The sequence below is a fragment of the Robertmurraya mangrovi genome (genome assembly GCF_034427655.1).
In the GTDB taxonomy this organism is placed as follows: domain Bacteria; phylum Bacillota; class Bacilli; order Bacillales; family Cytobacillaceae; genus Robertmurraya_A; species Robertmurraya_A mangrovi.
The window spans coordinates 114,219-140,428 of sequence record NZ_JAXOFX010000010.1 but is presented as its reverse complement, the minus strand read 5'-3'; the positions used below and the strand labels follow the sequence as shown (position 1 = coordinate 140,428).

The 26,210-nt window shown below is 34.9% G+C and carries 24 protein-coding genes and 1 pseudogene; 19 read left to right on the top strand and 6 right to left on the bottom strand.

The features are described from left to right. Positions 1–226 (top strand): annotated as a pseudogene (locus SM124_RS15410) (hypothetical protein); the annotation flags it as partial. Between the two features lie 117 nt (positions 227–343). On the opposite strand, the gene SM124_RS15405 reads toward SM124_RS15410, so the two are convergent. Then, positions 344–859, bottom strand: coding sequence for a hypothetical protein (locus tag SM124_RS15405; protein WP_322447409.1), 516 nt, complete (start codon positions 857–859; stop codon positions 344–346). Positions 860–1,036: 177 nt separating this feature from the next. Between SM124_RS15405 and SM124_RS15400 the strand changes: the two genes are divergently transcribed. The 3 genes from SM124_RS15400 to SM124_RS15390 all read left to right on the top strand — a co-directional run bounded on the left by SM124_RS15400 (position 1,037) and on the right by SM124_RS15390 (position 3,263). After that, positions 1,037–1,576, top strand: coding sequence for a sigma-70 family RNA polymerase sigma factor (locus SM124_RS15400; RefSeq protein ID WP_322447408.1), 540 nt, complete (start codon positions 1,037–1,039; stop codon positions 1,574–1,576). Between the two features lie 12 nt (positions 1,577–1,588). Beyond that, positions 1,589–2,587: a DUF4179 domain-containing protein gene (locus SM124_RS15395; RefSeq protein WP_322447407.1), complete on the top strand. Its 999-nt coding sequence runs from the start codon at positions 1,589–1,591 to the stop codon at positions 2,585–2,587. A gap of 223 nt (positions 2,588–2,810) precedes the next feature. Further along, positions 2,811–3,263 carry a hypothetical protein gene (locus SM124_RS15390; protein ID WP_322447406.1) on the top strand — a complete coding sequence of 151 codons (453 nt, stop codon included), beginning with the start codon at positions 2,811–2,813 and terminating at the stop codon, positions 3,261–3,263. A gap of 29 nt (positions 3,264–3,292) precedes the next feature. On the opposite strand, the gene SM124_RS15385 is transcribed toward SM124_RS15390, so the two are convergent. Further along, positions 3,293–3,907 (bottom strand): YfjL-like protein, encoded by a 615-nt coding sequence (locus SM124_RS15385; RefSeq protein ID WP_322447405.1) that lies wholly within the window; start codon positions 3,905–3,907, stop codon positions 3,293–3,295. Between the two features lie 169 nt (positions 3,908–4,076). Here SM124_RS15385 and SM124_RS15380 point away from each other — a divergent pair, with 169 nt between their 5' ends. Next, a complete protein-coding gene (locus SM124_RS15380) occupies positions 4,077–4,619 on the top strand; it encodes a hypothetical protein (RefSeq protein ID WP_322447404.1) in 543 nt (180 codons plus the stop codon). Between the two features lie 37 nt (positions 4,620–4,656). On the opposite strand, the gene SM124_RS15375 is transcribed toward SM124_RS15380, so the two are convergent. Next, positions 4,657–5,523: an EamA family transporter gene (locus SM124_RS15375; RefSeq protein WP_322447403.1), complete on the bottom strand. Its 867-nt coding sequence runs from the start codon at positions 5,521–5,523 to the stop codon at positions 4,657–4,659. 285 nt (positions 5,524–5,808) lie between these two features. Here SM124_RS15375 and SM124_RS15370 point away from each other — a divergent pair, with 285 nt between their 5' ends. The 5 genes from SM124_RS15370 to SM124_RS15350 are packed head-to-tail and all read left to right on the top strand — an operon-like array spanning position 5,809 to position 8,625. Further along, on the top strand, positions 5,809–6,369 hold the full coding sequence (locus tag SM124_RS15370) for an ATP-binding protein (RefSeq protein WP_322447402.1): 561 nt from the start codon (positions 5,809–5,811) through the stop codon (positions 6,367–6,369). A 30-nt stretch (positions 6,370–6,399) separates the two neighbouring features. Next, entirely contained in the window at positions 6,400–6,678 is a 279-nt protein-coding gene (locus SM124_RS15365) for a hypothetical protein (protein WP_322447401.1), read from the top strand. 40 nt (positions 6,679–6,718) lie between these two features. Continuing rightward, on the top strand, positions 6,719–7,174 hold the full coding sequence (locus SM124_RS15360; RefSeq protein ID WP_322447400.1) for an HIT family protein: 456 nt from the start codon (positions 6,719–6,721) through the stop codon (positions 7,172–7,174). Continuing rightward, entirely contained in the window at positions 7,167–7,976 is an 810-nt protein-coding gene (locus SM124_RS15355) for a PP2C family serine/threonine-protein phosphatase (protein WP_322447399.1), read from the top strand. Before SM124_RS15360 ends, SM124_RS15355 begins: the two co-directional genes overlap by 8 nt. Positions 7,977–8,010: 34 nt before the next feature. Beyond that, positions 8,011–8,625, top strand: coding sequence for a histidine phosphatase family protein (locus tag SM124_RS15350; RefSeq protein ID WP_322447398.1), 615 nt, complete (start codon positions 8,011–8,013; stop codon positions 8,623–8,625). A gap of 215 nt (positions 8,626–8,840) precedes the next feature. Here the strand turns inward: SM124_RS15350 and SM124_RS15345 are convergent, their stop codons facing one another. Further along, positions 8,841–9,470: a TetR/AcrR family transcriptional regulator gene (locus SM124_RS15345; RefSeq protein ID WP_322447397.1), complete on the bottom strand. Its 630-nt coding sequence runs from the start codon at positions 9,468–9,470 to the stop codon at positions 8,841–8,843. 156 nt (positions 9,471–9,626) lie between these two features. Here SM124_RS15345 and SM124_RS15340 point away from each other — a divergent pair, with 156 nt between their 5' ends. From SM124_RS15340 to SM124_RS15300, 9 genes are all read left to right on the top strand, one after another. Next, the gene (locus SM124_RS15340; protein WP_322447396.1) at positions 9,627–11,852 is read left to right on the top strand and encodes an MMPL family transporter; all 2,226 of its coding nucleotides are present in this window, start codon (positions 9,627–9,629) and stop codon (positions 11,850–11,852) included. 207 nt (positions 11,853–12,059) lie between these two features. Further along, positions 12,060–12,491 (top strand): cytidine deaminase, encoded by a 432-nt coding sequence (locus SM124_RS15335; protein ID WP_322447395.1) that lies wholly within the window; start codon positions 12,060–12,062, stop codon positions 12,489–12,491. Between the two features lie 77 nt (positions 12,492–12,568). Further along, positions 12,569–12,979 (top strand): RidA family protein, encoded by a 411-nt coding sequence (locus SM124_RS15330; protein WP_322447394.1) that lies wholly within the window; start codon positions 12,569–12,571, stop codon positions 12,977–12,979. 197 nt (positions 12,980–13,176) lie between these two features. Then, on the top strand, positions 13,177–15,162 hold the full coding sequence (locus tag SM124_RS15325; RefSeq protein WP_322447393.1) for an ABC transporter permease subunit: 1,986 nt from the start codon (positions 13,177–13,179) through the stop codon (positions 15,160–15,162). A gap of 319 nt (positions 15,163–15,481) precedes the next feature. Further along, positions 15,482–16,564, top strand: a complete 1,083-nt coding sequence (gene rsgA, locus SM124_RS15320) for a ribosome small subunit-dependent GTPase A (RefSeq protein ID WP_322447392.1) — start codon at positions 15,482–15,484, stop codon at positions 16,562–16,564. 548 nt (positions 16,565–17,112) lie between these two features. Beyond that, positions 17,113–19,596, top strand: coding sequence for a hypothetical protein (locus SM124_RS15315; protein WP_322447391.1), 2,484 nt, complete (start codon positions 17,113–17,115; stop codon positions 19,594–19,596). Between the two features lie 229 nt (positions 19,597–19,825). Next, positions 19,826–22,048 (top strand): S-layer homology domain-containing protein, encoded by a 2,223-nt coding sequence (locus SM124_RS15310; RefSeq protein ID WP_322447390.1) that lies wholly within the window; start codon positions 19,826–19,828, stop codon positions 22,046–22,048. A 283-nt stretch (positions 22,049–22,331) separates the two neighbouring features. After that, positions 22,332–22,541 (top strand): hypothetical protein, encoded by a 210-nt coding sequence (locus tag SM124_RS15305; protein WP_322447389.1) that lies wholly within the window; start codon positions 22,332–22,334, stop codon positions 22,539–22,541. Between the two features lie 147 nt (positions 22,542–22,688). Then, the gene (locus SM124_RS15300; RefSeq protein WP_322447388.1) at positions 22,689–23,156 is read left to right on the top strand and encodes a GNAT family N-acetyltransferase; all 468 of its coding nucleotides are present in this window, start codon (positions 22,689–22,691) and stop codon (positions 23,154–23,156) included. A 158-nt stretch (positions 23,157–23,314) separates the two neighbouring features. On the opposite strand, the gene SM124_RS15295 is transcribed toward SM124_RS15300, so the two are convergent. Beyond that, positions 23,315–24,685: an aldehyde dehydrogenase gene (locus tag SM124_RS15295; protein WP_322447387.1), complete on the bottom strand. Its 1,371-nt coding sequence runs from the start codon at positions 24,683–24,685 to the stop codon at positions 23,315–23,317. Positions 24,686–24,817: 132 nt separating this feature from the next. Continuing rightward, on the bottom strand, positions 24,818–26,017 hold the full coding sequence (locus tag SM124_RS15290) for an iron-containing alcohol dehydrogenase (RefSeq protein ID WP_322447386.1): 1,200 nt from the start codon (positions 26,015–26,017) through the stop codon (positions 24,818–24,820). Between the last annotated feature and the right edge of the window lie 193 nt (positions 26,018–26,210).

Below are 26,210 nucleotides of genomic sequence, written 5' to 3'. Positions count from 1 at the left end.
TTTACAAAAAAAGGGAACAAATATCAATCTTATTTGTAGATTGTCTTTTTTGCTCCCACAGCAAAATATAGATGTAAAATTTTTACTTAAATTCAAATTGATTTACAACTTTGCAAAGCCAGTGGGTGAGACCCCACAGGAGCTTGCGACGAGGGAGGCTCACCGCCCGCCCCGCGGAAAGCGAAGCGCCTGGAACGGAAATCAACAGACCTTTTTAAGAAGCTAAAACAAAAAATCTGGGGCTGTTCAAAGAGTCATATAACTGACTATTTGGACAGCCCCTTTTAAACTGACAAGCATATACATAAAAGAACAGCTATTATATTATGAGTAGTCTACTATCCTAAATAAACATTTTTTTAAAAGATTGAAGGACATCTAGTTGCTCCTTTAGTGTACTTTTAGGTACGACATCTAGATTATTTTCTTTTATATATTGGCTATAACGATTTTGAATAATGGTTTGTTGCAAAGCCATATGAATGTGAATGTCTTTAACATTAGAAGCCTTCATCATTAATGCAGATTCAAAGTTTGTTTGCGCCATCGTTTTCGCTGTATTGCGCAATTCCAAAGCTATATTTCCTTCAGTCATCATTGACTTAGTAAGTGTACAAGGAATTTCTAGGGGTTCAAGATAATTTAAAGCAGCTGTAGTAACCTGTTCATTAATTTCAGGATTCATTAAAGACAACATTACTTTGACATGATTACTCATGACTAAATATTGCTCGTATATCACCTGTCTAAGTGTTGGGTTATCGACTGCACAGAAAAATGTTTCTAGTTTGTTTAGAACCCCTTTGTGAACATTTAAATGCTCTGACATAAGACTTAAATCAATCTGTTTTAAAATCATCAGTTCACTCCTCCTCCTTTTATACTTATTAACCAATTTTGTCATTCATGAATTCTTAAAATAGGATTAACAAAATATGTTAATCTTTTTTTGTTCTAATTTTCATAAATGATAGGTTTTTTAAATTTCCTTCGTATTAAAGAGTAGGAGGTAAACAAAACAAAAGGAGGTGCCTACATGAGGATAACGGAAGAAAATGTTATACAACAAATAAAAGTGAAGAATGAAAAAGCTTTAACTTTTATTATTCAACAATATGGTGGTCTCATTCACTCGGTTATTCATCATCATTTAAATCAAAGTCGTGAAGATCAGGAAGAATGTTTAGATGATGTATTACTGTCCATTTGGAGCCATATTGATTCGTATAACTCTAGTAAAAATACGTTTAAAAATTGGGTAGCGGCAGTCACAAAATATAAAGCCATTGATTATCAGCGAAAGCATTTAAAGCAGTTAGAGAAACAATTTACAGTATCAGAAGTTGAGGATTCCATGATAAGCCGGAAAGAAGATGCTTTAAAAAGAGATGTTCACTCGCTCCTTGAACAACTCAGTACGGATGATAGGCAATTATTTGAAAGGTACTATTTGCAAAGCCAATCTTCTTCAGAAATTGCAAAAGACCTGAACGTAAAAGAATCATGGATCTACAACAGGTTATCAAGAGGACGGAAGAAATTAAGGCATTTCCTTACACAAAATAATGAGGGTTAAGGAGTGATTAGTTTGAGTTTCTATGAAAAGTTAAATGATGTGAAGGTCGATGTACATTCCTATAAAGAGATAGAACTAACGGAAGTAGAAAAAAAGCAATGGGAGAAGCGTGTGAAGAATAAGCTGAAAAAGAAAAATACCTTCTCGAAACAAAGATTAATAGGTTTTAGTGCAGCAGCAGTGTTGGCGTACGGAATCATGACTGGTACGGGGATGGTATCTTTGGCAAGTGTCCCTTTTATTGGTGGCCTAATCGAGAATTATGTAAGTGAAACGGAAGAACTGGACTATACACCATATAAAACGGCTATCGGAGAAACAGCGGAAAATAAACTTGGGAAGATTACCTTAAACGAAGTGATGATTGATGGAGGAAGATTGCTGATTAGTTCAACTTTTGAACCGAAATCTGATTTAGATACAAAAGAGTTTCGACCACTACCGAAAGTTTTGGTGGATGGTGAGAACTTAACTTCAACAACAGGTGGGGAAGTAATAAAAATTAATGAATCGAAGTTTACTTTTTATAATGATATAGAGTTAAAGAACCTTTCACTTGGAGAAGAAGTCACATTTAATATCCAGTACGATAACTTAGATTTTGAATGGAAAGTTGAAAATCCATGGACTTTTGAAATTAAAGTGTCTAGTGAAACATTAGCTTCTACGGCTAAAACGATTAATCTTGACCAGGAAGTAAGTTTGGAAAATGGTCAAACAGCTAAATTAGAAAAGCTAGTCATAACACCAGTTTCAAGTGTACTTTATTATCATATGAATAAACTAACGGATTATCATATTGAGTTTCTCATTAAAGATCAAGATGGTAAACAGATTCCCTTCCATAGCATTTCAGTAGGTGAAGAAGGAGCACAAATTCGATTCAAAGGTTCTGATTCTTTTAATGGCCCATTAACGTTCGTCCCCTATTTAACAGCAACCAAGAAAGGGAAGGGATCCATTGATTTTTATAAAGAGCTGCCAGAGCAATCTATTCAAATAGACTACTAGGGAAAAGGCTTTACTTCTTCGGGAGTAAGGCCTAGTATTTTTTTGTTGTTATTTAATGTAAAGTGAACATATAATTTTACTAAAAGAATGTTTGAGAAAAATTTGTGTTAGGGAATCATTCCCCAAAAAGTTGAATTGTTTTAATAGTGAAAGCCTGACGATTAAGACTGAAAGGTCTTTTAGAATTAGTACTTGTAAATGATTGACAAAATTCTAATATAAGGTGGAGATCATAATCAAAAAATTAATATGTATTTTTGCCATTTTACTCTTCACAACTGCTTCATCCGTGCATGCACTAAGTTGGGCGTATCCTTTTGTTGTATGGAAAGGGAATGTTTATGAAGTATTAGAAGATAAAATACCCAAAAGTAAAGTTGGTAAAAGTATAGGTAAAGTTAAAACAAAAGCTAATGAAAGAACGGGTAACTATTTTGGGGATGCTTCAAACTACTACTCTAAAGGGACTAAATATTATGAAATCGAAGGAACTTCTACTGATCAATCCATCGCTGTTGAGGTAGAAGTGGGCGTGTGGCAAAAAGCGGAGTTCAGGCACGAAGCTCAATTCCATGTGATGAACCTATTTATCTTGTTCCAGCCTTATTTACTTGTTCTAGGATTAGTTATTGTAGGATTTTTAACGCAAAAGCTAAAACCATTAGGAAAAAGGTGAAAAGTCCATACCTCCCGTATGGACTTTGGCTATTCTATAAACTTTATATAATTAGACTCTGTTAATTGTTTTTTATCAAGAGACAAACGATAACTTTCATTGTTGGACACATTTGTTGCATCTACAATTAATTTATTCAACGATGGAGCATGATTCTTACTCCATTCATAAATGCTCTGCCCAAAGTCAGCTAACTTTTCCTTACTAAGATTATTTCCGGATACCGTAACCCAGATGGTTTCTGACTTGTTCATTTCTTTTGCGAAGGAAACAGTCCCATTAACCTCAATCGTTTCAATCGTTGTATGTGTAGCTAAATAGTCCGCTACTTTCTCATTCAAAGCATCTGTTTGCATCGTATCTTCTATTAATGTTAAATTCTTTGGAACTAATAATTCATTTACTTTTATACCTTTAGAATCCTCTACATCAAAATAGTAATTCCCGTAGGTCACGGCATATGTACCTTTACCAATTTGAAAATCATCGTTAGGATATGCTAGATTAATATATTCAATAACTAGATTTTTTGCTCTTGGCATAGCGATTGGATTCCCATTTAAGGTTCGAATGGTCGAATAACCATAATATAAACCTATGAGTAAAATACATATGGATAGAATAATTAAACTAGATTTTTTCAAAATAATCCTACTTTCTAAATTTTTTTACGGCACTGCTCATTTAAAAAGGTATATATTTCTAAAAAAGAAACCTTCTTGAAACTAATTCGTATAGTTAATTAGGTCATATCATAGACACTTAATGATATACCAAAAATTTACATTTTGACAATAGGAAGGATAGAAAATTATGTTAAAATTTATATTTTATTTAGTGGTTTTCTTTATCATCGGATTCTTCTATGGACGTATAACAGAGGGGACCATTTTTGACAATGTGATTGCTTTATTAATTTCTATGTTTACTTTAATTTTTCTAATTGAATGGATTACTAGTTTAATAAAGAAGAAGAGTCCCCTTAAGAAAGAGGCAGAGTCTGAAGTCGAAACGTGGGACGATTTAATGTTAGATGTTCAAAAAGAGTTTGAAAAAACTTGGGATGTGAAATATAACAACAACCTTATACAAATCGTAAATAAATATAATCAAGAAGAATTATATATTAACGGACAACTAGTTGATCAAAAGAATAGATCGGGATGGTATACATGGTTAAAGCCATATCAAACGCTGACAGGAGTAATAGAGGAAAATGGTCGAAAAGCTCATGTTAAGGTCAAACTTGGTGGAACCATGAGTATAGATTGTAAGGTATATGTGGATGGAAAGATGTTTTTTCATGATAAAGTAAAATATAAATTTGATGTAAGCGGTGTAAAAAAGAAGGATTAACCTCATAAGAAGGCTTTACTTTATAGGGTAAAGCCTTTTATTTATAAACAAGCAAAACTGTACCAATAGAAATTAAAACACCGCCAATAATCATATTTTTAGTCGCCTTTTCTTTTAGAATGATAAAGCTTAATAACATAGTAATGACCACGCTAAATTTATCAATAGGTGTTACGACACTTACTTTTCCAATTGCAATAGCCGCAAAATAACATAACCACGAAAGTCCAGTTGCCGCACCTGACAATACTAGAAATAAATAAGATCGCTTTGAAATTTTCTGAAGATCCTTTAACGTCCCTTGAAAGAAAACAATTCCCCAAGCAAAAATAATGATAACAACTGTTCGTATAAATGTTGCGACATTTGAATCAACATCTTCAATTCCTATTTTGGCCAGAATATTAGTTAATGCTGCAAAAATAGCGGCTAAAATAGCAAGAAAAATATAGGACTGTGTCTTTTTGACTGGCTTATCTTTCTTTTTATCTCTTCCAATTAACACGAGGGTTCCTACCGATATAATTAGGCCCCCCGTAATAACTAACGGGGTGGCAGGTTCTTGTAATATGATAAATGAAAGAATAATGGTTAACACAACACTCGCTTTATCAATAGGAACGACCTTTGAAACATCACCTATTTGGATGGCTTTAAAGAAACATAACCACGATAAACCAGTGGTTAACCCAGACAAGATTAGAAAAATAAAAGCATATGTAGATACTTGAGATATTTCGCCCGTTCGACCTGTAATCATCACCATTAGAAATGCCATGATTAAGACAACGACTGTTCGAACAGCGGTGGCTAAGTTAGAATCAATATCCTTGATTCCGATTTTAGCTAATATAGCTGTGAAAGATGCGAACAGAGCTGCTAACAAGGCTAGAATAATACTCATGGAATCATCTCTTTATATGTAATATTAGAACCTGAATATATATATTATGTGATTAATTCCAATTTTAGTCACGAACTCAGCGAAGAATGCTGTTACATTTTTGTTATTCATATATAGAAGTAAGTTCTGTTTGACAAGTTAACAATCTAATAATATTAGAAAATGATTAATGAAAATGTTATTTTATGGTATGATGGGATGAACTCTAATACTACCAACTGGGGTTTTAAGCAATTGTATTTAGAGAATTTCCAGAATAGTAGTTTAATTGAAGGTGTTAAATAAATGAAATTCGTATTAATTTTTGGACCACAGGCAGTTGGAAAAATGACTGTCGGCCATGAGCTTAGAAAAATTACAGATTTAAAACTTTTTCATAATCATATGACGATAGAGTTAGTTCATCCACTGTTTGATTACGGTACAAAAGAAGGGAAAAGGCTAGTAAGCTTATTCCGTCAAGAAATTTTTAGAGAGATGGCCAAAAGTGATCAATATGGAATCATTTTCACTTATTTATGGGCATTTGATCTTAAGAGTGACTGGGACTATATAGAATCAGTCTGTGAAATCTTTGAATCAAAAGGTGGTACGGTTTATTTCGTGGAATTAGAGGCCGGTCTAGATGAAAGATTAGAACGGAATAAGACACCATACAGATTAGAACAAAAGCCAACGAAAAGAAACATCGAACGGTCCGAACGAGATTTAAAAACAACGATGGAGAAATATAGGCTAAACACACTTGAAGGAGAAATCAAGAGAGAAAATTATATGCGCATTAATAACACGAATTTAAATGCTGCCGTAGTAGCAAAAATGATTAAAGAAAAGTTTCTACTATAATAATAGATTTAAAAAAAGGGGTAAAAACGGTTGGTACTATTTATTATTATTGCTGTCTTTGCATTTCCATTTTTAATTTGGTTGTTCGCTAATTACACTAAGTACTCAGAAGGAAATGAGCATCCAAAAAGAAAAATCATAGCAATAGGTTTTTTATCTTTTCTTTCATTATTTGGATTTATGGATAGCCTATTTTTAAAATTATCCGATCAGGTGGGACTAATTGTACTAGTGGCAATCATCTTCATTTTTTCGACTTATATGCTTTTTGTAATCAGAAAGGATAAAAAGGAAAATCCAACTATCTAGTATTGACAGAATCTTAAGAAATTTAGAAGGAGGGATCTACATGAACGATTCATGCTTTATTTGTAATAAACACAAAGGGCATCTTCAAACAGATGGGGTCGTGATTTATGAAAATGAGTATGTGTATGTAGGACATATCGATAATCAAGGCAAGCCCAGTTATTTAGGACATTTGATGATTGATTTAAAAAGACATGTGCCTACTTTAGCTGAAATGACTCCAGATGAAGCAAAGAGTTTTGGAGTGATGGTGTCACGTGTTAGTAAAGCGTTGAAAGAAACCGAGAGCGCTGAACATATTTATGCAGTTGTTGCTGGAAATGCGGTCCCACATCTACATATGCATTTAGTTGCTAGATATCCTCATACGCCGGAAGAATATTGGGGACCTTTTGCAGTCCAAGAGGCTCCAAATGCCAAAATGGGTAATCCTAATGACGTAACGGAACTATGTAAGAGGATAAAATCATACCTTGAGATGACACCGTATGAATAAAACTTACTCGAATGAGTACAGTTGGGTAGGTAGTCAAAAGGCTTATTTAGATGAGATAAATATTTTTACAGTAGAACATGTAGTTCTCGGTCGATTCGGAGGAAACTCGTCTGCTGGTCAAACCAAAAATGAAGATGGATGTATCATTTGGGTTGATAGAGAACGAAATTATGAGTTTGTTGTTTTGTTGGACGCGCATCAAACCGCTGAAAGCGCGGAGCTAGTGGTTGCCACTTTGGAGCAGCATAAAAAGGAGCTAACCGCATTATTGTCACTACAAGTTAGCGAGTCTCTGACACAATTAAACCAGTTTATTTTGTCTATTTTTCAAAATAAGGAGTTTAAAGAAAAGTGTAGGAACGTCCAAGGAGAGACCGCTTGCTTAATTGTGCTTAGAAAAGAACAGTTTTTATGGTGGTTTTCCATCGGTGACTGTCCCCTTTATTTACACCATTCAGAGCTTGCTTTTTTACAAGAATTCCAACTGAATCAGAGAAGTTTTTATCAATGGGTCGGTCGGGTGAATACGTTTGAGTTGCCAGTACCATGCTATTCAACCGGTACGAAAGAACTGAGACAAGGAACAAATCATATTTTCCTTACAACTGATGGTCTTGTTGAATGCCCTAATACAAATTTCACTAACCATAAGGAAATCTTTCACCCTTTTCAGAATCAATCAAACGAAGAGAGTGTCAGTTGGTTGTTAAACGAAATAAAAGTTAAAAACGTAAGAGATAGTACGACCGTGATCTCTTGGTTTGTAGAGAACGAGTTGGCAGCCAGTCAGCCTAGTGTTTGAGCGTTATCATCAAGTTAAGATTAAGGAGTATGCCATGTTAACATTATATATTACTAGACACGGGGAAACCGTATGGAATACAGAGAAAAGACTTCAAGGTTGGAGTGATTCAGAATTAACGGTGAATGGAGAGAATAATGCAAAATTCTTAGGCGACCGACTTAAAGACGTTCATTTTACTTCTATTTATACTAGTCCGAGTGCCAGAACCCTTCAAACAGCAAAACTAATCTCCACTGGAAGAGACATCCCTATTCATTTAAATAGTAACTTAAGAGAAATTCATATGGGTGAGTGGGAAGGGAATACACATGAAGAAATACAAAAATACTATCCAACTGAATATCAATTGTTTTGGAATGCTCCTCACCTTTATAAGCCTTTATCTGGGGAAGGTTTTGTTGAACTAAACAATCGAGTTTTAAAAGCTTTAGATGAAATAAAAAGTAATCATACATCTGGAAATATTTTAATCGTCACACATACTGTAGTCATTAAATGTTTATTAGCACATTTTAATCATAAGCCATTAGAAAGATTATGGGATCCACCATTTATACACGATACAAGCCTGAGTGTTGTTGAAGTGGAAGGTGAACAATATAGAGTAGTAATAGAAGGGGATTCTTCCCATAAAGTGGTGGAGTAGAGGTGGAATCAATCAATCGCCATTTTCTTTCATTTCTTTAGTGAACCTGCAAATAATTTTATAACTTTTCAAAGAAGATTCTATTAAAAATTGAAAGCATATATGAGATTTCTCGTATATGCTTTCAAATGAATAGGTCTAGCTTTTTCTACGGGGTGTCTCCCTCTTAAAAGGTGTGTGGTTGCTCCCATTTTCAGCAAGGTGAATCACTTGTGTTATGACTTAGTAGAAAATAATCCATTCCAGAAAAGATCTATAATTTGATTAGAGGTTTCGTTAATGGATGAAAAGATGGTTGTTTGGTCTTCGTTTCTATAATTACCTACCTTTAATAGGGCTAAATAACTGTGAGTGGCAAACTTTGTATTGACTTCAGGGATTTCTTCCTCTTCTATTGCTTTAATAAAGGCCTTCTCAAGTACTTCAAACATTTTGTTTTCAGACTCTTTCATTTGCTTTAATTGTTCATGTGTTAACACGTTTTTAGTTTCACGAAGAAAGCCGTCTAAATCAAGATCAAAAGTTGCTTTTAAGTGTGCAACCGCCACTTTATGTAGTCTGATTTTTAACGGTTCTTCTTCCGATAACATGGCTTCTATATATACACCAATTCGATTCATCATATGAACCATAGCTTCAGTAAATAACGCCGCTTTACTTTCAAAGTAATAATAGACCGTTGCCTTCGTTACATTACATTTTTTAGCTACATCGTCAATTGAAACATCCTGAAATCCATTGGTTAAAAACATATCGGTTGCTGCTTGGAGAATCATCACATCAGTTGGCATTTTTCTTGCGTTAGTAGGGGGTCTTCCTAATGAACGCTTCTGTTTTGCTTTCAAAGTATTTCTCTCCTTAATCATCATTCGCCTTTAGTATAGCATAAACACATTCAAAGTTGATAATTAACTGACCGGTATATATAATTTATAACAGGCAAGGAGATATTGTTATCATTAATCATTTTTCTCAATTATATTGGGCAAAGGAGAATTAGCATGAATCGTATATTTAATAAATTTGCAGAGCTTGTTGCGGGAAGGAAGAGCAGATGGGCTATATTAATTGCATGGATTTTTGTAGTAGCCTTGCTTTCGTCCATATGGCCACAGGTAAATAGCCAGGAAACGAACTCAAGTAGCTTGCTGCCTGACAAGGCAATGTCGGAAGAAGCGACTAAAATCTCTAATGAGCAATTTCCAGATGACACGGGAGTCCCTTTACTGCTTGTCTGGTACAGTAAGGATGGATTAAAAGAAGAAGACTTCCAGCATATCCAAAAATTATATAATCAATTAGAAGAAGAACCACTTGGACAACAGTCCATGGTTCCACCTTTTGGAAAAATGCCTCCTCAGGCTCTAATGCAATCAGCTTCTGAGAATGGCACGACTATAACCACACCTGTCTTCTTTCACTCAGATGCTGCCGTTGATCAATTACAAGAGTCTTTAGCTACTTTAAAAGATAAAATAAAAAACATAACGGAATTAGATCCATTTGCAAAAGAGCTTACAGAAGAGGGCTTGCATGTTCGATTTACAGGTCCGGTAGGAATACAGACAGATGCGACCGAATTATTTAGTCAAGCAGATGTTACCCTACTCATTGCAACGGTATTACTTGTTTTAGTGTTACTAATTGTATTATATCGTTCGTTCATATTAGCACTTGTTCCGTTAATTGGTGTAGGATTTGCCTACGGATTGATTAGTCCATTGTTAGGTTTTATGGCAAGTAAGGGTTGGATCGTAATCGATGCTCAAGCCGTTTCCATTATGACCGTACTCCTTTTTGGAGCTGGAACGGATTATTGTTTATTCCTTGTATCAAGATATCGAGATGAATTACAGCATGAAGAAAATAAATATAAAGCATTGCGATTGGCCATTTTCAATTCGGGTGGCGCCATTATGATGAGTGCCTTGACGACGGCACTAGGATTGTTCACCTTAGCGCTTGCTCAATACGCTTCCTATGAACGTTTCGCAGTACCTTTTAGTTTAGCCATTATCATTATGGGGATTGCCGTATTAACACTGTTACCTGCTATCCTAGCGTTACTAGGTAGATTTGCCTTTTTCCCATTCATCCCTAGAACGGATAGCATGATTAAAGAACTGGAAGAAAAAAGAGGGAAGCCAGTACGTAAACCAAATAACCGTAGCCGTTTTAGTAGAATGGCAGGACGTCTTGTAACAGATAAGCCATGGATTATTATCATCGTTACAATGATATTCTTGGGTGGGCTAGCTGCCTTTTCACCAAAAATTGAATACACGTACGGTTTGTTTGAATCATTTCCTGAAGATATGCCGTCGCGAGAAGGGTTTTCCATTATTGCCAAGCAATATCCTGTTGGGGAAATCGCACCTGTTCAATTAATTGTAGATTCTGAAGGGGATCATCCGGAAATCATCGAAGAACTAGAGGAATTACCATATGTAGCCAGTGTTAGTGAACCGAAGACCGGACAAAGTAATCCAAATATAAAAGAATATAGTGTAGTTTTATCAATCGATCCATATTCTTCAGAGGCAATGGATAAAATCCCAGACATAAAGTCAAAAGTAGAAGATGTTCTAAGTCTTGCAGGAGTTGAAAAGCCTAGTAACCAAGTATGGTTAGGTGGGGAAACGGCAACGTTGTATGATACGGAAAATATAACGAAACAAGACCAAAATCTTATCATCCCTGTTGTTCTTATCATTATCGCAGTTCTACTTGTGATTTATTTACGCTCGATCCCTGCAATGCTTTACCTATTGGTCACAGTTGTACTGTCTTTCTTCTCTGCACTTGGTTTAGGATGGCTCATCATTCATTACGGCATGGGAGCAACGGCTATGCAAGGGTTAATCCCACTATATGCCTTTGTATTCTTAGTAGCCCTTGGGGGAGACTACAACATCTTCATGATCTCAAGCATTTGGAAGAATCGTAAGAGAATGCCATTGAAAAAAGCCATTGCTGAAGGAGTGGAAGAAACGAGTAGCGTTATCACTTCCGCGGGTCTCATTTTGGCAGGAACGTTTTTAGTATTAGCCGTACTTCCACTTCAAGTATTAGTCCAATTTGGAATTGTAACGGCAGTAGGTGTTTTGCTAGATACGTTTATTGTTAGACCACTTTTAGTTCCAGCCATTACGACTGTACTCGGGAAGTACTCTTTCTGGCCAGGGGAACTATGGAAAAAGAAAGACGGACAAAATCAAGAAGGGTAAGTTTTTAGGCTCTGTATACTCCAGATTTTTATAGCAGAAAAATAAAGCAAGGTAACAACTATCTATATGGTGGTTGCTATCTTGCTCTTTTTTTTACAGAAAATGAGCTGGTTAAGTCATTGCAAGAAGGATTAAAGCTATTTTAATAGAAGATAATAGTTATCCAACATGAGTAAAGACAATAAGAATAGTAGGAGTGGGTATATCATGCTTAAAGTAAAGCCACTTGAAGATCAAGACTATGAATTGATTCAAGCAGCAGAAAAAGTAATTGAGAAGAACTATAAGTACGGTAGACACCATATCGGTTCAGCCGTTCGAGCAAAATCTGGAACGATATATGCAGCCGTACATGTTGAAGCGAATGTAGGGAGAATTACGGTGTGTGGAGAGGCAATGGCCCTTGGGAAGTCAATCTCTGAGGGAGATCATGAATTTGAGACGATTGTGGCTGTTGCTCATCCACATCCACATGAAGACATCGAAAAATGTTGGGTTGTTGCTCCATGTGGAATGTGTCGTGAATTAATAAGTGACTACGGGAAGGATACAGACGTTATTATTTCCTATAATGGCAAACTAGTAAAGTGTAACGTAATGGAGTTACTACCTGAGAAATATACAAGTGATTTGGAATAAGAATTTTTTTAAAAAATTTTTACATTTGTATATAAAAGGAAGGAAAGATGAAATCCACCAAAAGAAAGGATACATATATGACTAATAAAATAACATTCATTCATTCTAATAAACTAGCGGCAGTTGACTATGCTTACGCTAGTCGAGTACCATCCGATACGGACATACTCTATATGGCAGGTTCATGTCCTCTTAATAAAGAAGGGGAAATATTATTTGAAGATAATTATAAGCAACAAGCAAAACTATGTGTAGATAATTTGAGGGTTGCATTGAATGAGTGTGGAGCTACATTAGAAAATGTTGTCTATACAAGAGTATTAGTGGCATCTCATGAACAATCGGACTTGGTTGAAGCTTGGAATGCCATAAGAGAGGAATTTGGAGATCATAATGTTCCAAGTACTTTATCGGGAGTAACAGTTTTAGGTTATAAGAATCAGTTGGTTGAAATTGAAGCGATAGCAGCGGTGGAAAAACAGAATTAGAATGGAAATCAACTACAAAATTACTAGAACAATTCAAAAATTACTGCAGAATATTAAATAGAGGTGTCCTCAAATTGGACAGCCTCTTTTTCTATTTTGTTGTATATTCAGAATGTTCATACTAAATGGTTGATTTTTACAAAATTTACAATTATATTAAATTTATATTATAAATATTTCATAGAGAGGTGAAATGGATGATTTTATTGCTCAACAAAATGCTGAGGAGTCTCTTACTTGTCATTTTAGCTTCTTTCGTCATAGTTTATTTAGTTTTTATTTCCACCGATGATATCCACTTTGTAAATAGAAAAGATTGGGGCGTAATGTTTCAAGCGGTTATTGATTATTACAGGGAATTATTTACTACGAAGTCATTAGGGGTTTCACAACGATTAGGACCTATTGACAAAGTTGTTCCTGAAATGTTTGCAAAAAGTTTAAAAATCATTATCCCTGCTTATTTTATCAGCGTAATTTTAGGGATTATTCTTGGATTAGTACATTTTTTAGTAAGAGAGAGAAAAATTCAAAGTAAAATACACAAAGCTGGCCATCTTTTGTTTGGTGCTATTCCTGATTTTTTTCTACTGATTGCTGTTCAATATGGGCTTATCTTACTTTTAAATGCACAGATCATTCAAGAACTAGATTTATTTGGTGATGAGACTCTAATGAATGTTTTATTCCCCACGATTATCATCAGTATTTCTCCTATCTTTTTCATTTCAAATATTACCTATCATTCATTATTAATTGAAAAAGATAAAGATTATGTAAGGACCGCCTTATCAAAAGGAACTGGGCACCTTGCTATTACACTGAAACATATGCTTTGGAATGCATGGCCAACTATTCTAAGTTACACGCAAACTCTCATGTTAATTATTATAAGCAGCTTGCCGATTATAGAAAGGCTATGTTTTTATAAAGGGGCTGGAAGTGAGTTAATAATTAGCATTAAGGCCGATGATACATATGTAGTTTTAGGGCTTCTTTTGCCGTTTCTCTTACTAGTATTAATTAGTATATGGATTACCGATTTTGTGAAATTAATCATTGTTCCCTCCAGTCTTGATAAAGAATTAACGGAAGATACCATTTCAAAAAACAAACAACTTAGAACAATTAAACTTATTTATCACTTTTTACTGACATTCCCTTATAGAAAAGCGGCAAAAAAAGTTATTCGCTTTACTAAGGAAAACCCATCATTTTCGATTGGGGTCATCATCTTGTCTGGGTTTGCCTTTATGGCTTTTTTCGGGCCACTTCTACCTTTTATTGAAGGCAAACCGGAAGCGGATCGACTTAGCTATGATGAAAACGGAAGATTACTTAAAGCGCCTCTTCCACCAGGAGAAAATTTTTGGTTTGGGACGGACCGGGAAGGGCGTGATTTGCTCAGTATTATGACACTTGGAGCTAGAGAGACCTTCACAGAACTAGTTATTATTGTAACTCTTCGCTTTATGATAAGCATTCCGTTTGGATATTTCGCCTCAGTTCATAAGGGAGCGAGGGGATTACTTGGTTTCACAAACAGCGTGCTGTCTTTTTTACCAACCATTATTTTAATCATCTTAATAGGAAACATGGATTCTGTAAAAGAGTCTTATAGCCGTTACGCATTCCTGTTGATGGTCATTTCTCTCTTGGATATAGGGAGGATTGGGGAAATTATGAGACAGGAGTTTAATAGAATCAATAAGACCGATTACTTTATAGCGGCTGTGTCAGTGGGCACAAGCTGGTTTCATATTATTACTAGATATTACATTCCAAACATTTATCAAAAGATCATCTTTATTTTTATAAGTGACATGGCTCGCATCATGGCCATCCTTGGTGGTCTTGGTATTGTTGGGGTATTCTTAGCGCAAGATATGATTTTCAACCAGAATACAGGTCAATATGAAGCGATTAATCTCACATTCACATGGCCATCCTTACTTGCTAACTCTTTGACAGATATGCGTACAGCACCATGGATCCTGTTCTTCCCAACTTTATTTATAGCCATCACCATTATCGGCCTAAATCTATTTGGTGCCGGACTGAAGGATTTTATTGATAAGCAGAAGAACAATAAAGAGAAGAAAGAGGATCAAAAGGCTGAGTTAAAAGCCGCCGCAGCAAAAAACTGGGTTACTAACGATTCGAAAGAAAAAGTTAGCGTTTAATCTTAACCAATCTGCTAACTTGAAAATCTATTATTTACAAAATGATTGTTAAATTATAACTCTTTTGTTAATATTAAATTAATAATAAAAGAAGGGAGTGAGTGTTTAAATGAAGAAAAATTTAATTTGCCATACCTTGAAGCTATCTTCTTTTCCACTCACTCATACGGACTAATTTTAAGATTTAAAGAGCGGATTTGGAGTCTTTATATAAAAAAGTGCTACAGGGTTATAAATACTCTGTAGCACTTTTTTATTTTTAAGGTAAATTAATTATTTTTCTTCCACTAAAATCGAACGATTAAATTGGAGGAAAGTTATGAATTTAGAAACAGTAGGTTGGAATTTATTTTTTGAGGAACATTTTTATCATTATAAGAATAAAGGTCTTTTACCAGGTCGTGTTTTAGGAAAAAATAAAGAGATTTACACCATTACGGACGGAGACAAAACCTTTTATGGGAAATTATCTGGAAAGTTCAGATATAAAATCAACTTGTCTAAAGATTTTCCAGCCGTCGGTGATTGGGTCGTATTCCAAACAAAAGAAAACAGTCCATTTGTATACATTCAAGCCGTTTTACCTAGAAAAAGTTATTTTTCACGGAAGCAACCGATCTCAGGGGGAAGAAAAATAAAAAATGGAGTAATCGTAGGTGGATCAACGGAGGAGCAAATCATTGCTTCTAATATCGATAAAGTGTTGATTATAGGTGGTTTAGATGGAGATTTTGATATACGCAGAATCGAGAGATATGTAACGCTTGCCTATAATAGTGGGGCCGTACCTATTATCATTTTAAACAAAGTAGATTTATGCGAGGAAGTAGATTTATATATTGAACAAGTAAGGTCTGTAGCATTGGGTATCCCCATATTAACTGTTAGTGCTGAAAAAAATATAAATATGAGCAGCTTACTAGGTCATATTCATTCTGCCGATACGATTGCTCTACTAGGCTCTTCTGGTGTTGGGAAATCGACCATTACCAATTTCCTTTTAGGGGAAGAAATACAACGAAAGCAAACGATCAGTAAGGCAACAGGAAAGGGAAAACACACGACTACTAGTGCTGAACTTCTGATTCATCCCCTAGGGTATATGATTATCGATACACCAGGTTTGAGAGAGGTGCAATTATGGGGGGAAGAAGATATACTTGAGGAAAGTTTTAAAGATGTAATAGCTTTCTTAGGAAAGTGTAAATATTCCAATTGCAATCACCAAACGGAGAGTGGATGTGCCATTAAAGAAGCTATTAAGGATGGCATGATTAGTGAAAAAAGATTTGAAAGTTATCAAAATCAATTTGACGAACTGTATAAGTTGAACAAAAAGAGAACACAACTCGATATCCAAATGAGTAAAAAGCAAAAACAAAGAAAGTTATTTAGGTTTTAGATAAACTGATATACCAGAAGAGGCTCTAGTGACAAAACTAGAGCCTCTTCTTTGATATTTGTTAGTAATTGAGAAAATATGCTTATTGCTGTGCCTCTACTAGTGTAACCGCTCTTTAAACAATAGAAATCATTACCATATAAATGATAGTTTTATCCTGTTAATATTTTAGTATAAATCTACAAGGTGGGATCAATCTGAAAATTTCATATAAGCATTCGTCCATTGTATACATACTATTATTCTTATTAACAGGTTCATTATTTTTTGTTCCTACACCATCTCTACAAGCTGCATCTAAAGTAATTAAGTTAGACTTTACTCCACATGATGTAGAACGTAACCCTGATAAACCAATCATTTATATGACTAGACTGGGTAATAACACGTTATACGCGGTAAATTATTTAACCGGTGACATCAAGACACTAACTTTGCCTTATCCTGCAGAAAAAATGGATTTAAGAGATGAGAGTCTTTATATTACACAATTAAAAATGAGTCATGATTATTATAGTTCTGGTCCTTTAAAGGGGGCCATTGCAGAGGTGAATATACATTCATTTTCTGTCACAGATATAATGGATATTGATACGGATCCGTATGATATAGCGGTAGACAATAATGGGTTTCTCTATGTTACTCCAGGTTCAGGTCAATGGGAGTACTTAAAAGTCTATTCTATGAAAGACAAAAAAGAAATTAGACACTCTCCCGGATATTCCATCTTTCAGGATCATAATATTCTATATAACAAGAATAACGGGAAATTATATTTGCATGGTCGTCACGCGTTAGAATTGTTTGAAATTGAAAATGGTGAGATAAAAAAGAGATACACTGCATATAGCGGGAATATATCAACAAAAGGATTCGGTGAAATCACTCCAGATGGAAAGAACTATTATAGTTTGGGTGGAAACGTGTTTAATTCTATTCCATCCAATTCAGGCGATTTTTTATACAACTTTACTTTCGGAAGAGAATATAACGATTTTGAATTTAGCGAGGTAGATCAGCTGACATTTGCCGCACATAAAATACGTGGTATTGATGTATATGAGTACGGGACTAATAAATTTTTATACCCATTGCGTAAAGACTTAAATGTTCAAAAATTACTCTATCAAAATGGAATATTAATAACCATAAATAAAGATAAGAACGGCAATAACTTTATTGAAACCATGAGTGCTGCTACTCAACCTAATAATGAGATTCCGAATGTTAACTGGACCACCGATCCCTCAGGGACATTAGAAAGTTTAGGGTTTAAACCAAATGATATTGCAATGGATCCCAATAAACCAGTTCTATATATGACTAGCTTAAACAGTAACACTATATACGCTGTAAATGTTAAAACGGGTGATATTAAGAGTTTGGGTCTTCCTGACCGAGCAGAACGATTAGAGTTACACCATAACAAACTTTATATAACTCAGCGTAGGGATGCAAGTGCTTTTTTAGAAAATAGTCCTATAGGTGCTATCGCCGAAGTAGATACAACCACTTTTAACATTAAAAAAATAATAGAAGTAGATACAGATCCTTTAGATATAGCCATTGATGAAAAAGGCTACGTGTATATCTCTCCTGGCCATAGTAATCGGACAAATGTGGTTTCGTATAACTTAGAAAATGGATATGAAGTACCGGTTTATAATGGTACGGGTTCATCATATATGGGTACAGGAAAAAATATTTTTTATGTACCTTCCCTTACAAAATTATATTCAATTAACACTGAGTCTTGGCCCATGTACGTTGAAGCATATGAGGTAGATTCTGGAATGATTGGACAAGACTACCCAGCTCCCTACAGAAGAGAAAGTTATTCACTAACACCCTATGTTAAAATTTCACCTGATGGATCTACATTACTTAATGGTAACGGTGTAGCATTGGAACTAACAAAGTATAAGTCGGGGGATATGTTATTTAAATATCGCTTAGGTAGGGGTTATAAAGATTTTGCTTTTAACATGCAGGACCAATTAACCTATGCTGTAAGAAAAGACATGGGAATTGATGTTTATCAGTACAATACAGATATTTACTTGTATACGATAAGAAAAGACTTAAGGGTACAAAATATTTTCTACCAAAATGGAAACTTAATCATAGTGGGTATGAACAATAGCAGTAACCACTATATGAAGACGTTTTCTGCACAAACTACAGGTATTCAAGATCCGCCTAAGTCTGGTGGTCCATTATCATTACTAAAAGGAGAAGCCTTGTCGACAAAAGGTAATCAAACTCTTCCACCTGTAAAGTCACTACCCATAGATACCACTTTTGCATATTATTTTAATCAACCAATAGAAATAGATCCTACTAAAATTGAATTAGTTGGACCAGGAGGAAAGATAGAGTTTAATAGTGAAGTAAAGAGTAATATTTTATATATCTATCCTAAAGTTTTATATCCTTCAATCGACTATACATTGACTATTAATTGGGACGCTATATCTGGTGGAGTTAGTCAAAATTTAAATTATAACCAGATAACGGTGTTCAAAACAGAAGACAAAATTCTAAAGGGATTTCAAACGATAGGTGGAAAGAAATATTACTTCGATACTAAAGGTGTTAAACAAACAGGCTGGCAAACGATAAGTGGGAAGAAGTACTATTTTGGTACAAAAGGAATCATGCATACAGGCTGGGAAACAATAAGTGGGAAGAGGTATCATTTTAGTACAAAAGGAATTATGCAAACAGGCTGGCAAACGATTAGCGGAAAAAAGTATTATTTTAGTACAAAAGGAATTATGCAAACAGGATGGGAAACAATAAGTGACAAGAAGTATTATTTTAGTACAAAAGGTACTATGCAAACAGGATGGCAAATGATAAGTGGGAAGAAGTACTATTTTAATACAAAAGGAATTATGCTTACAGGTTGGCAAATGATAAGTGGGAAGAAGTATTATTTTAATACAAAAGGAATCATGCTGACAGGCCGGCAAACGATAAGTGGGAAGAAGTACTATTTTAATACAAAAGGGTTTATGCAGAAAAGTTAGGTACCATTTTATATATGAGAGGTGTATCTGACCTCTCTGTTCGTGACAAAAGGTATTGAGTAAATTCTCAATACCTTTTTAGTATTTTCTGAAGTTTATTTCTAAGTAGCATTTGGAAAACTAATAGTCTTTAAATCCCCCTACATACGAACCAATTTGCATATTAGTAGAATTATTTTCCAATTCTGGTATATAATTAGATAGATTAGTAAAGTTTAGGAGGTATATTTTGAAAAATTTAAAGAAATTTGGAGTTCTTTCTCTGTCAACTGCTTTGTCTCTCAGTATTTTAGCCCCGGTAACGAGTGCTTCAACAATTGGAAATGAACACTCTAATCAAATACAAATTCGCCTAGCATCTACAGAATCTACTGTTTCAAAAAATGAATTAATTAAGAAGTTCAAGGAATTTTTTCCAAACCAATTTGATTTCTTAACCAGTAATGATTTTCATATGAACAGTGGCCATCGTTTTCCTGAAGATGACACCGTTCGTTATGAGTTATCTTTTCATAAAACGGTACAAGGGAAACAAATTTATGGAAGTGTTGGTTTCGTTGGTGAAAAATTAGAAATTGAAAACTTTTATTATGATCCTGTGAAAACGGCTTCCGCTTTATTTCCTGCAAAAATAAAACAGGATGAAGCAAAGAAGATTGCCAGTGAATTTATTAAGAGGTTTCCTGGTGGCAAAGAGTATGAAATAGAGGATTACTCTTTTCAGCATTATAGGAACCAAACGTTAACCGAGCCTGTCCGTTACTCATTTTCTTTTGTTCAAACAAAGGACAAGGTGCTAATCCCAGATCAAAGAATAGAGGTTGCGGTACTCGGAAGTGGAGAGATTGTTAACTTCTACAGAAGCGCAAAGGACACAAAATCATTCACCTTTGATGATAAAGGAAAAATGAAGACTGAAAAAGAACTGCTAGAACAAGTAAAAAAGAGTCTAAGTGTTAATCTGCAATATCAACTAGATTATGATTATTCTTCTGGTGACCGTAAAGTCAAGCTTGTATATAAACCAACGGAACAATTTACAGGGGTAAATGCGATTACGGGTGAGTGGAGAACAGCGAATGGTTTCACAAAAGAGCTGCCTCCAAAAAAGAAAATTGACTTATTAGCAACAAGCCCACTTCCGGCAAAACATTCCGATTTTAATGTAGACAAGGCAAAGGCGTTAGCTGAACAATTACTTGCCGTCAACTCGGATAAAATTAAATTAAGAATTGAATCGGTAGAAGAACGTGAAAACCATTTAGGTAAGAAAGTAATCAGTATTCAATATATGTATGAATATCAAAACGGTGGACATGGCACAACTTTGGAATTCGATAGCCAGACGGGTGAGATTATTCAATATCATGACATTCGTAGTGAAGTGTTATCACAATATGGTGAGAAAACGAATCAAAGTGGAAATGTAACCCGTGAGCAAGCTTTAAATAAAGCAGTAAAATATATGAAGGAATATGCTCCTTCCTATTTACATCACTATTCAAAGCCAATAGATGATTACGTATTCGAGGATCGTGGAAACTATCATTTCTCGTTCCCAAGAGTGGTAAATGGAATTTCTGTAGCAGGTGATCAAATCAGTGTAGTTGTTTCTGCTGAAGGTTCATTAATTAGCCTGAATGTGGGGTACCAAGAGGTAGAATCTTGGCCATCAATTAAGGATACGATCACCGAGGATAAAGCTAAAGCACAATTTTTAGAAGCACTTAGTTTAAAACTACATTATGTCTTACCAGCCAATAGTAAGCAAAAACATTACCATTTAGTCTATTCTCCTGAGTTTAAAAATAAGCCATACAATATGTTAGAGGCCCATATTGGTGATTGGACAAATTTAAACGATCTAGACAATTCTCCAAGGATTACCCATCCGTCAGCGGAAGAAGAATTAAATTATTTATTGGATGCGAAAATTTTAAAAGTTAAGGATGTTAACAAATTTAATGCTAATGCTTCCGTTACTAAGGGGGAGGCACTAGAGATTATGGTGAAATCTCTAACCTACTTCTATGAGGGATATCCACCTGGTAGAGAAGAAACAAAACAAACTTTTAGTAATATTGATCCTAAGCATCCACTATATCAAGTCATTGAACGTGCTGTTTCACTTGGTATCCTTGATACGACTACTAAGACGTTTGATTTTGACAAGAAGATTACTAGGGAAGAGTTAGCAGCTTGGTATGTACGTGCAATGGGACTAGAGGAAGCAGCTAAACACAGTAATATTTATAAGCTTACTTTTGAAGATTCTAAAAAGGTTAGCAAAAAGTACTACGGTCATGTAGCTTTAGCCACATCGGTTGGACTATTAAAAACAGATAAAAATAAATTTAATCCTGATAAAAATGTTTCGTATGCACATTTAGCTGATTCTATTTTTCGATTGGCACATAAAGTTTACGAAAATGGGAATAGGATGAATTATTAAATAGGAACTCGTAAAAGGGAGCTAATCATCTTAGCTCCCTTTTGTTGTATGAGTGTGGCTGATGTTACATTTAATTTATAGATACACTTAGTGTTTAGAAGAGACGTATTGTTTTAATAATACTAATAAGAAACCTAATATATTACAAAATAAAAATAACGATTTTATTGTATAATAGCTCATGTTATAATGTTAAACTTAGGAGGATTATGACAATTGGTCATAATGTAACGGATGCCTAAATAGCCTCCGCCTAGCTTTTAAAAATTGGGGGTATATTAGTATGAACAAAAGATGGACAATCGTTAAAATTAAAGATTTTGTTGAAAACAATTCAGAAAGCAAGCTGCTTACAACGGAGTACCACGGCTTTTCACAAAAATTACTATTTAAATGTTCATGTGGGAGCGAGTTTGAAAAAACATTTACGAAATTTAAAAATAATCATCAACGTAAATGTGATGCATGCCAACCGCCAAAAACATCACGCTAATCTAAGTTCATATGATTAAAAAATCAACCTCTCTCTATCAAGGTTGATTTTTTGTCTTTTATGAAAGCTCCAAAATAAATACATGTTGCAATTATTCCCTAATATTGGTAGAATTGGAACATATGTTCTTTGTAGGGGGATGAAAATATGGAACTATTATTTTACGAAGATGGGTTTGAAAGTCTAATTAATCAATATGAATTAACTGAAGAACAATTGCGCTATACCAATACTCCTAAAAATTGTATTGAACTTTCCAAGGAAGATGCAGACCGATATTCTATTTTAGCTTTAGAAGATCATCAACTTGTAACTTTCTTTGTTTTACATAGAAATGAAGGGGTTAAACCGTATTCATCTAATGAGCGTGCTATCTTATTAAGAGGTTTCTCGACAGATTTTCGTCACCTTGGTAATGGGTATGCTAAAAAATCCTTAACTTTACTACCAGACTTTGTGAGGGGAAATTTTAAAGATATTAATGAAATTGTATTAGCTGTAAACACAGGAAACGAGATTGCCCAAGAATTATATAAGAAGTGCGGATTTATTGATGAAGGAGAAAGACGAATGGGTAGTAAAGGAGAATTACTCGTTTTGAGTTATCATTTATAAATAATAATAAAGTACTATTCTTATAGTAAGAGGAAAAATGATTGAAATTAAATCCATTTAATGGTCTGCTAAAAAGTAATCATTACAAGAATATAAACATTGGATAGGGTCTAAATTAGCACTGGGTCCTCTCGAAAACCCAGTGCTTGTATAAATAACTATTTCAAGAAAAATTTCAGTTTCTTAAGGCCATTTCTTACATTCGGATATCTAAATGGAATATCAAATAAAGTCGTTTGTTTTAAGACGCTTTTTTGATGGGAGAAGGTGTCAAAGCTTCCTTTTCCATGATAAGCACCTGTTCCACTGCTTCCAACACCACCGAAAGGTAAGTAAGGGGAGGCAATATGGTACACCGTATCGTTAATACAACCTCCACCAAAAGACACATCGTTTAATACATCTCGTTGGATACTCTCACTTTCAGAGAAAATATAGAGAGCAAGCGGATTCGGATGATTGTGAATACCTTCAATTACGTCAGATAAATCTTCATATTCTATTACAGGTAGAATGGGGCCAAATATTTCATCCTGCATGATGGAATCTTCCCAAGTAATGTTAGTCAAAACGGTTGGCTCTATTGTTAATCCAACTTCATTACTCCCACCACCCATAAATAACTCTCCATTATTTAAAAAAGTTTGCAAGCGTTCAAAGTGTCTTTTGCTTACGATCCGAGTGTAATTTGGATTGTTTAAAGGTTTGTCACCATATAGTTCTTTGGTTATTTCTTTAAATTGTTCCAAAAACTCATTCCTGATTTTTTTGTGAAGATATAAATAATCAGGCGCCACACAAGTCTGGCCAGCATTCATAAATTTACCCCAAGCAATTCGTTTGGCGGCGAGCTTAATATTCGCATCTTCATGGACAATACATGGACTTTTTCCACCTAACTCTAAGGTCACAGGGGTTAAATGTTTAGAAGCTGCCTCCATAATAATTTTTCCAACAGGGACACTCCCCGTAAAGAAAATATAATCAAATTTCTCGTTCAGAAGTGCTTGGCTTGCCTCAACACCACCTTGGACAACCGAAACATATTCTTCAGGGAAGAGATCTTCTATTAGGTTCCCAAGTACTTCAGAAGTTTTAGGTGTTAATTCGGAAGGTTTCAAAATCGTACAGTTACCCGCAGCAATGGCACCGATTAAAGGGGCAATGGCTAACTGGAAAGGATAATTCCAAGGTGCGATTACTAGTGCAACTCCGTAAGGTTCCGCGTAAATGAAACTATTTGATCCCACATGGGTGATAGGTGTTTTTACTTTTTTAGGCTTTACCCATGAACGTAAGTGTTCGAGTGTAAAACGAATTTCCTCTAGTACCACACCAATTTCAGTGGAGTAAGCTTCAAACTCCGATTTATTTAAATCTTCATTCAAAGCACGAATAAAGGATTGTTCATTTTTTCTGATTGCATCCCTTAATCTTTGTAGGGCATCAATACGGTAGGTAACATCTTTTGTTATCCCTGTGCGAAAATATGTTTTTTGTTTATTTACTAAAGTGTGATAATGGTTCATGTTAGAAAACTCCTAACTACATGCTCGGGTGATTGTTTTAAGTTCGTCTATTTTTCAATAAGGTTAAACCTAGGCTCGATTCTAAAAAACGAACAAAATCGGACGATAAAAGTTTAGAAATCTGTAGCCATGTTATTCCTTAATCATTCGATAGATATTCAACATATCCTTTTTATTTAAAATTTTTGGAACTGGATAGAGAGGGTTGGCCTCGCTTAAAGCTCTATCAACCATCAGTGGAATATCCATTTCATTTATTCCTTGGACTTTTGTAGGGATGTTCATTTCTTGATTCAGTTTTTTTATTGCCTCAATAAACTTTCTCGCTTTTTGCTCATCTGTATCTGATACGTCAGTAATGTTGACTAAATCGGCGAGCTCTGCCAATGGCTTAAATACCGAACTTCCGTAATACTCTAATACATATGGGAGAATGATCGCATTCGCTAATCCATGTGGGGTGGAATAAAAACCACCAAGTGTGTGTGCAATCGCATGAACATAACCCACATATGCACGAGTAAAGGCAAAACCTGCTAAATAGGAGGCTTTCTGCATATTCGTACGAGCTGTAACATTTGGACCGTTTGAATAAGCTTCAATAAGGTTTTCAAAAATTAACTTTACAGCTTCTCTACTACTCTGTCTAGTTTGTGATGTATTGCTTTTTCCAATGTAAGCTTCAACGGCATGTGTCAGGGCATCTATTCCTGTTGTAGATGTAATATGTGGTGGGAGATTTATTGTTAGTAATGGATCAAGTACCGCATAGCTTGGTATTAAAACAGGGTCATTAATAGGGTATTTCTCATGAGTCATGCTGTTTGATATAACCGCTGCAAGAGTGGCCTCACTTCCGGTACCAGATGTGGTCGGGACCGCAAAAAGAGGAGGAATTGGCTTTCTAATTTTTAACTGACCTTTCATTTGCTCTAACTTCTTATCCGGTCTAGCTACACGTGCCCCAACTCCTTTGGCGCAGTCCATTGGGGATCCACCGCCAAAAGCGATAATTCCTTTACAACCGTTTGTGTGGTAGAGGGTTAATGCTTCCTCGATGTTATCAATAGTAGGGTTGGGCACAGTCTCATCATACACCGAATAATGAATACCTTCTGACTTTAACCCTTTAAGTAAGTCATCCATTAATCCAAGTGAAGTAATACCCTTATCCGTTACAATTAGAACCGTATCAATATGAATACTTTTAATTAAATGGGGTAATCTTTGTAGACTATTTTCCCCTTCCAGGAGCTCTGGTTCACGCCATGGAATAAAACGAGAAGCAAGCCGATAAACACTTTGGTATGCTCTGCAATAGGTTTGATACATGTTATAGCACTCCTAATAAAAATTTAATTGGTTAATTTTATTCTATTAATGTTGAATACCCAAAAGACCAAAAAACAGATGGAAGCAAATGGTATCTAGTGTTATTGGCATAAGCCCAATATTAATTATAAAACTAAAAATCCCCAAAAAACCAAAAAATACAGTATATCCTTCTTATACCTTAAGGTTTAAT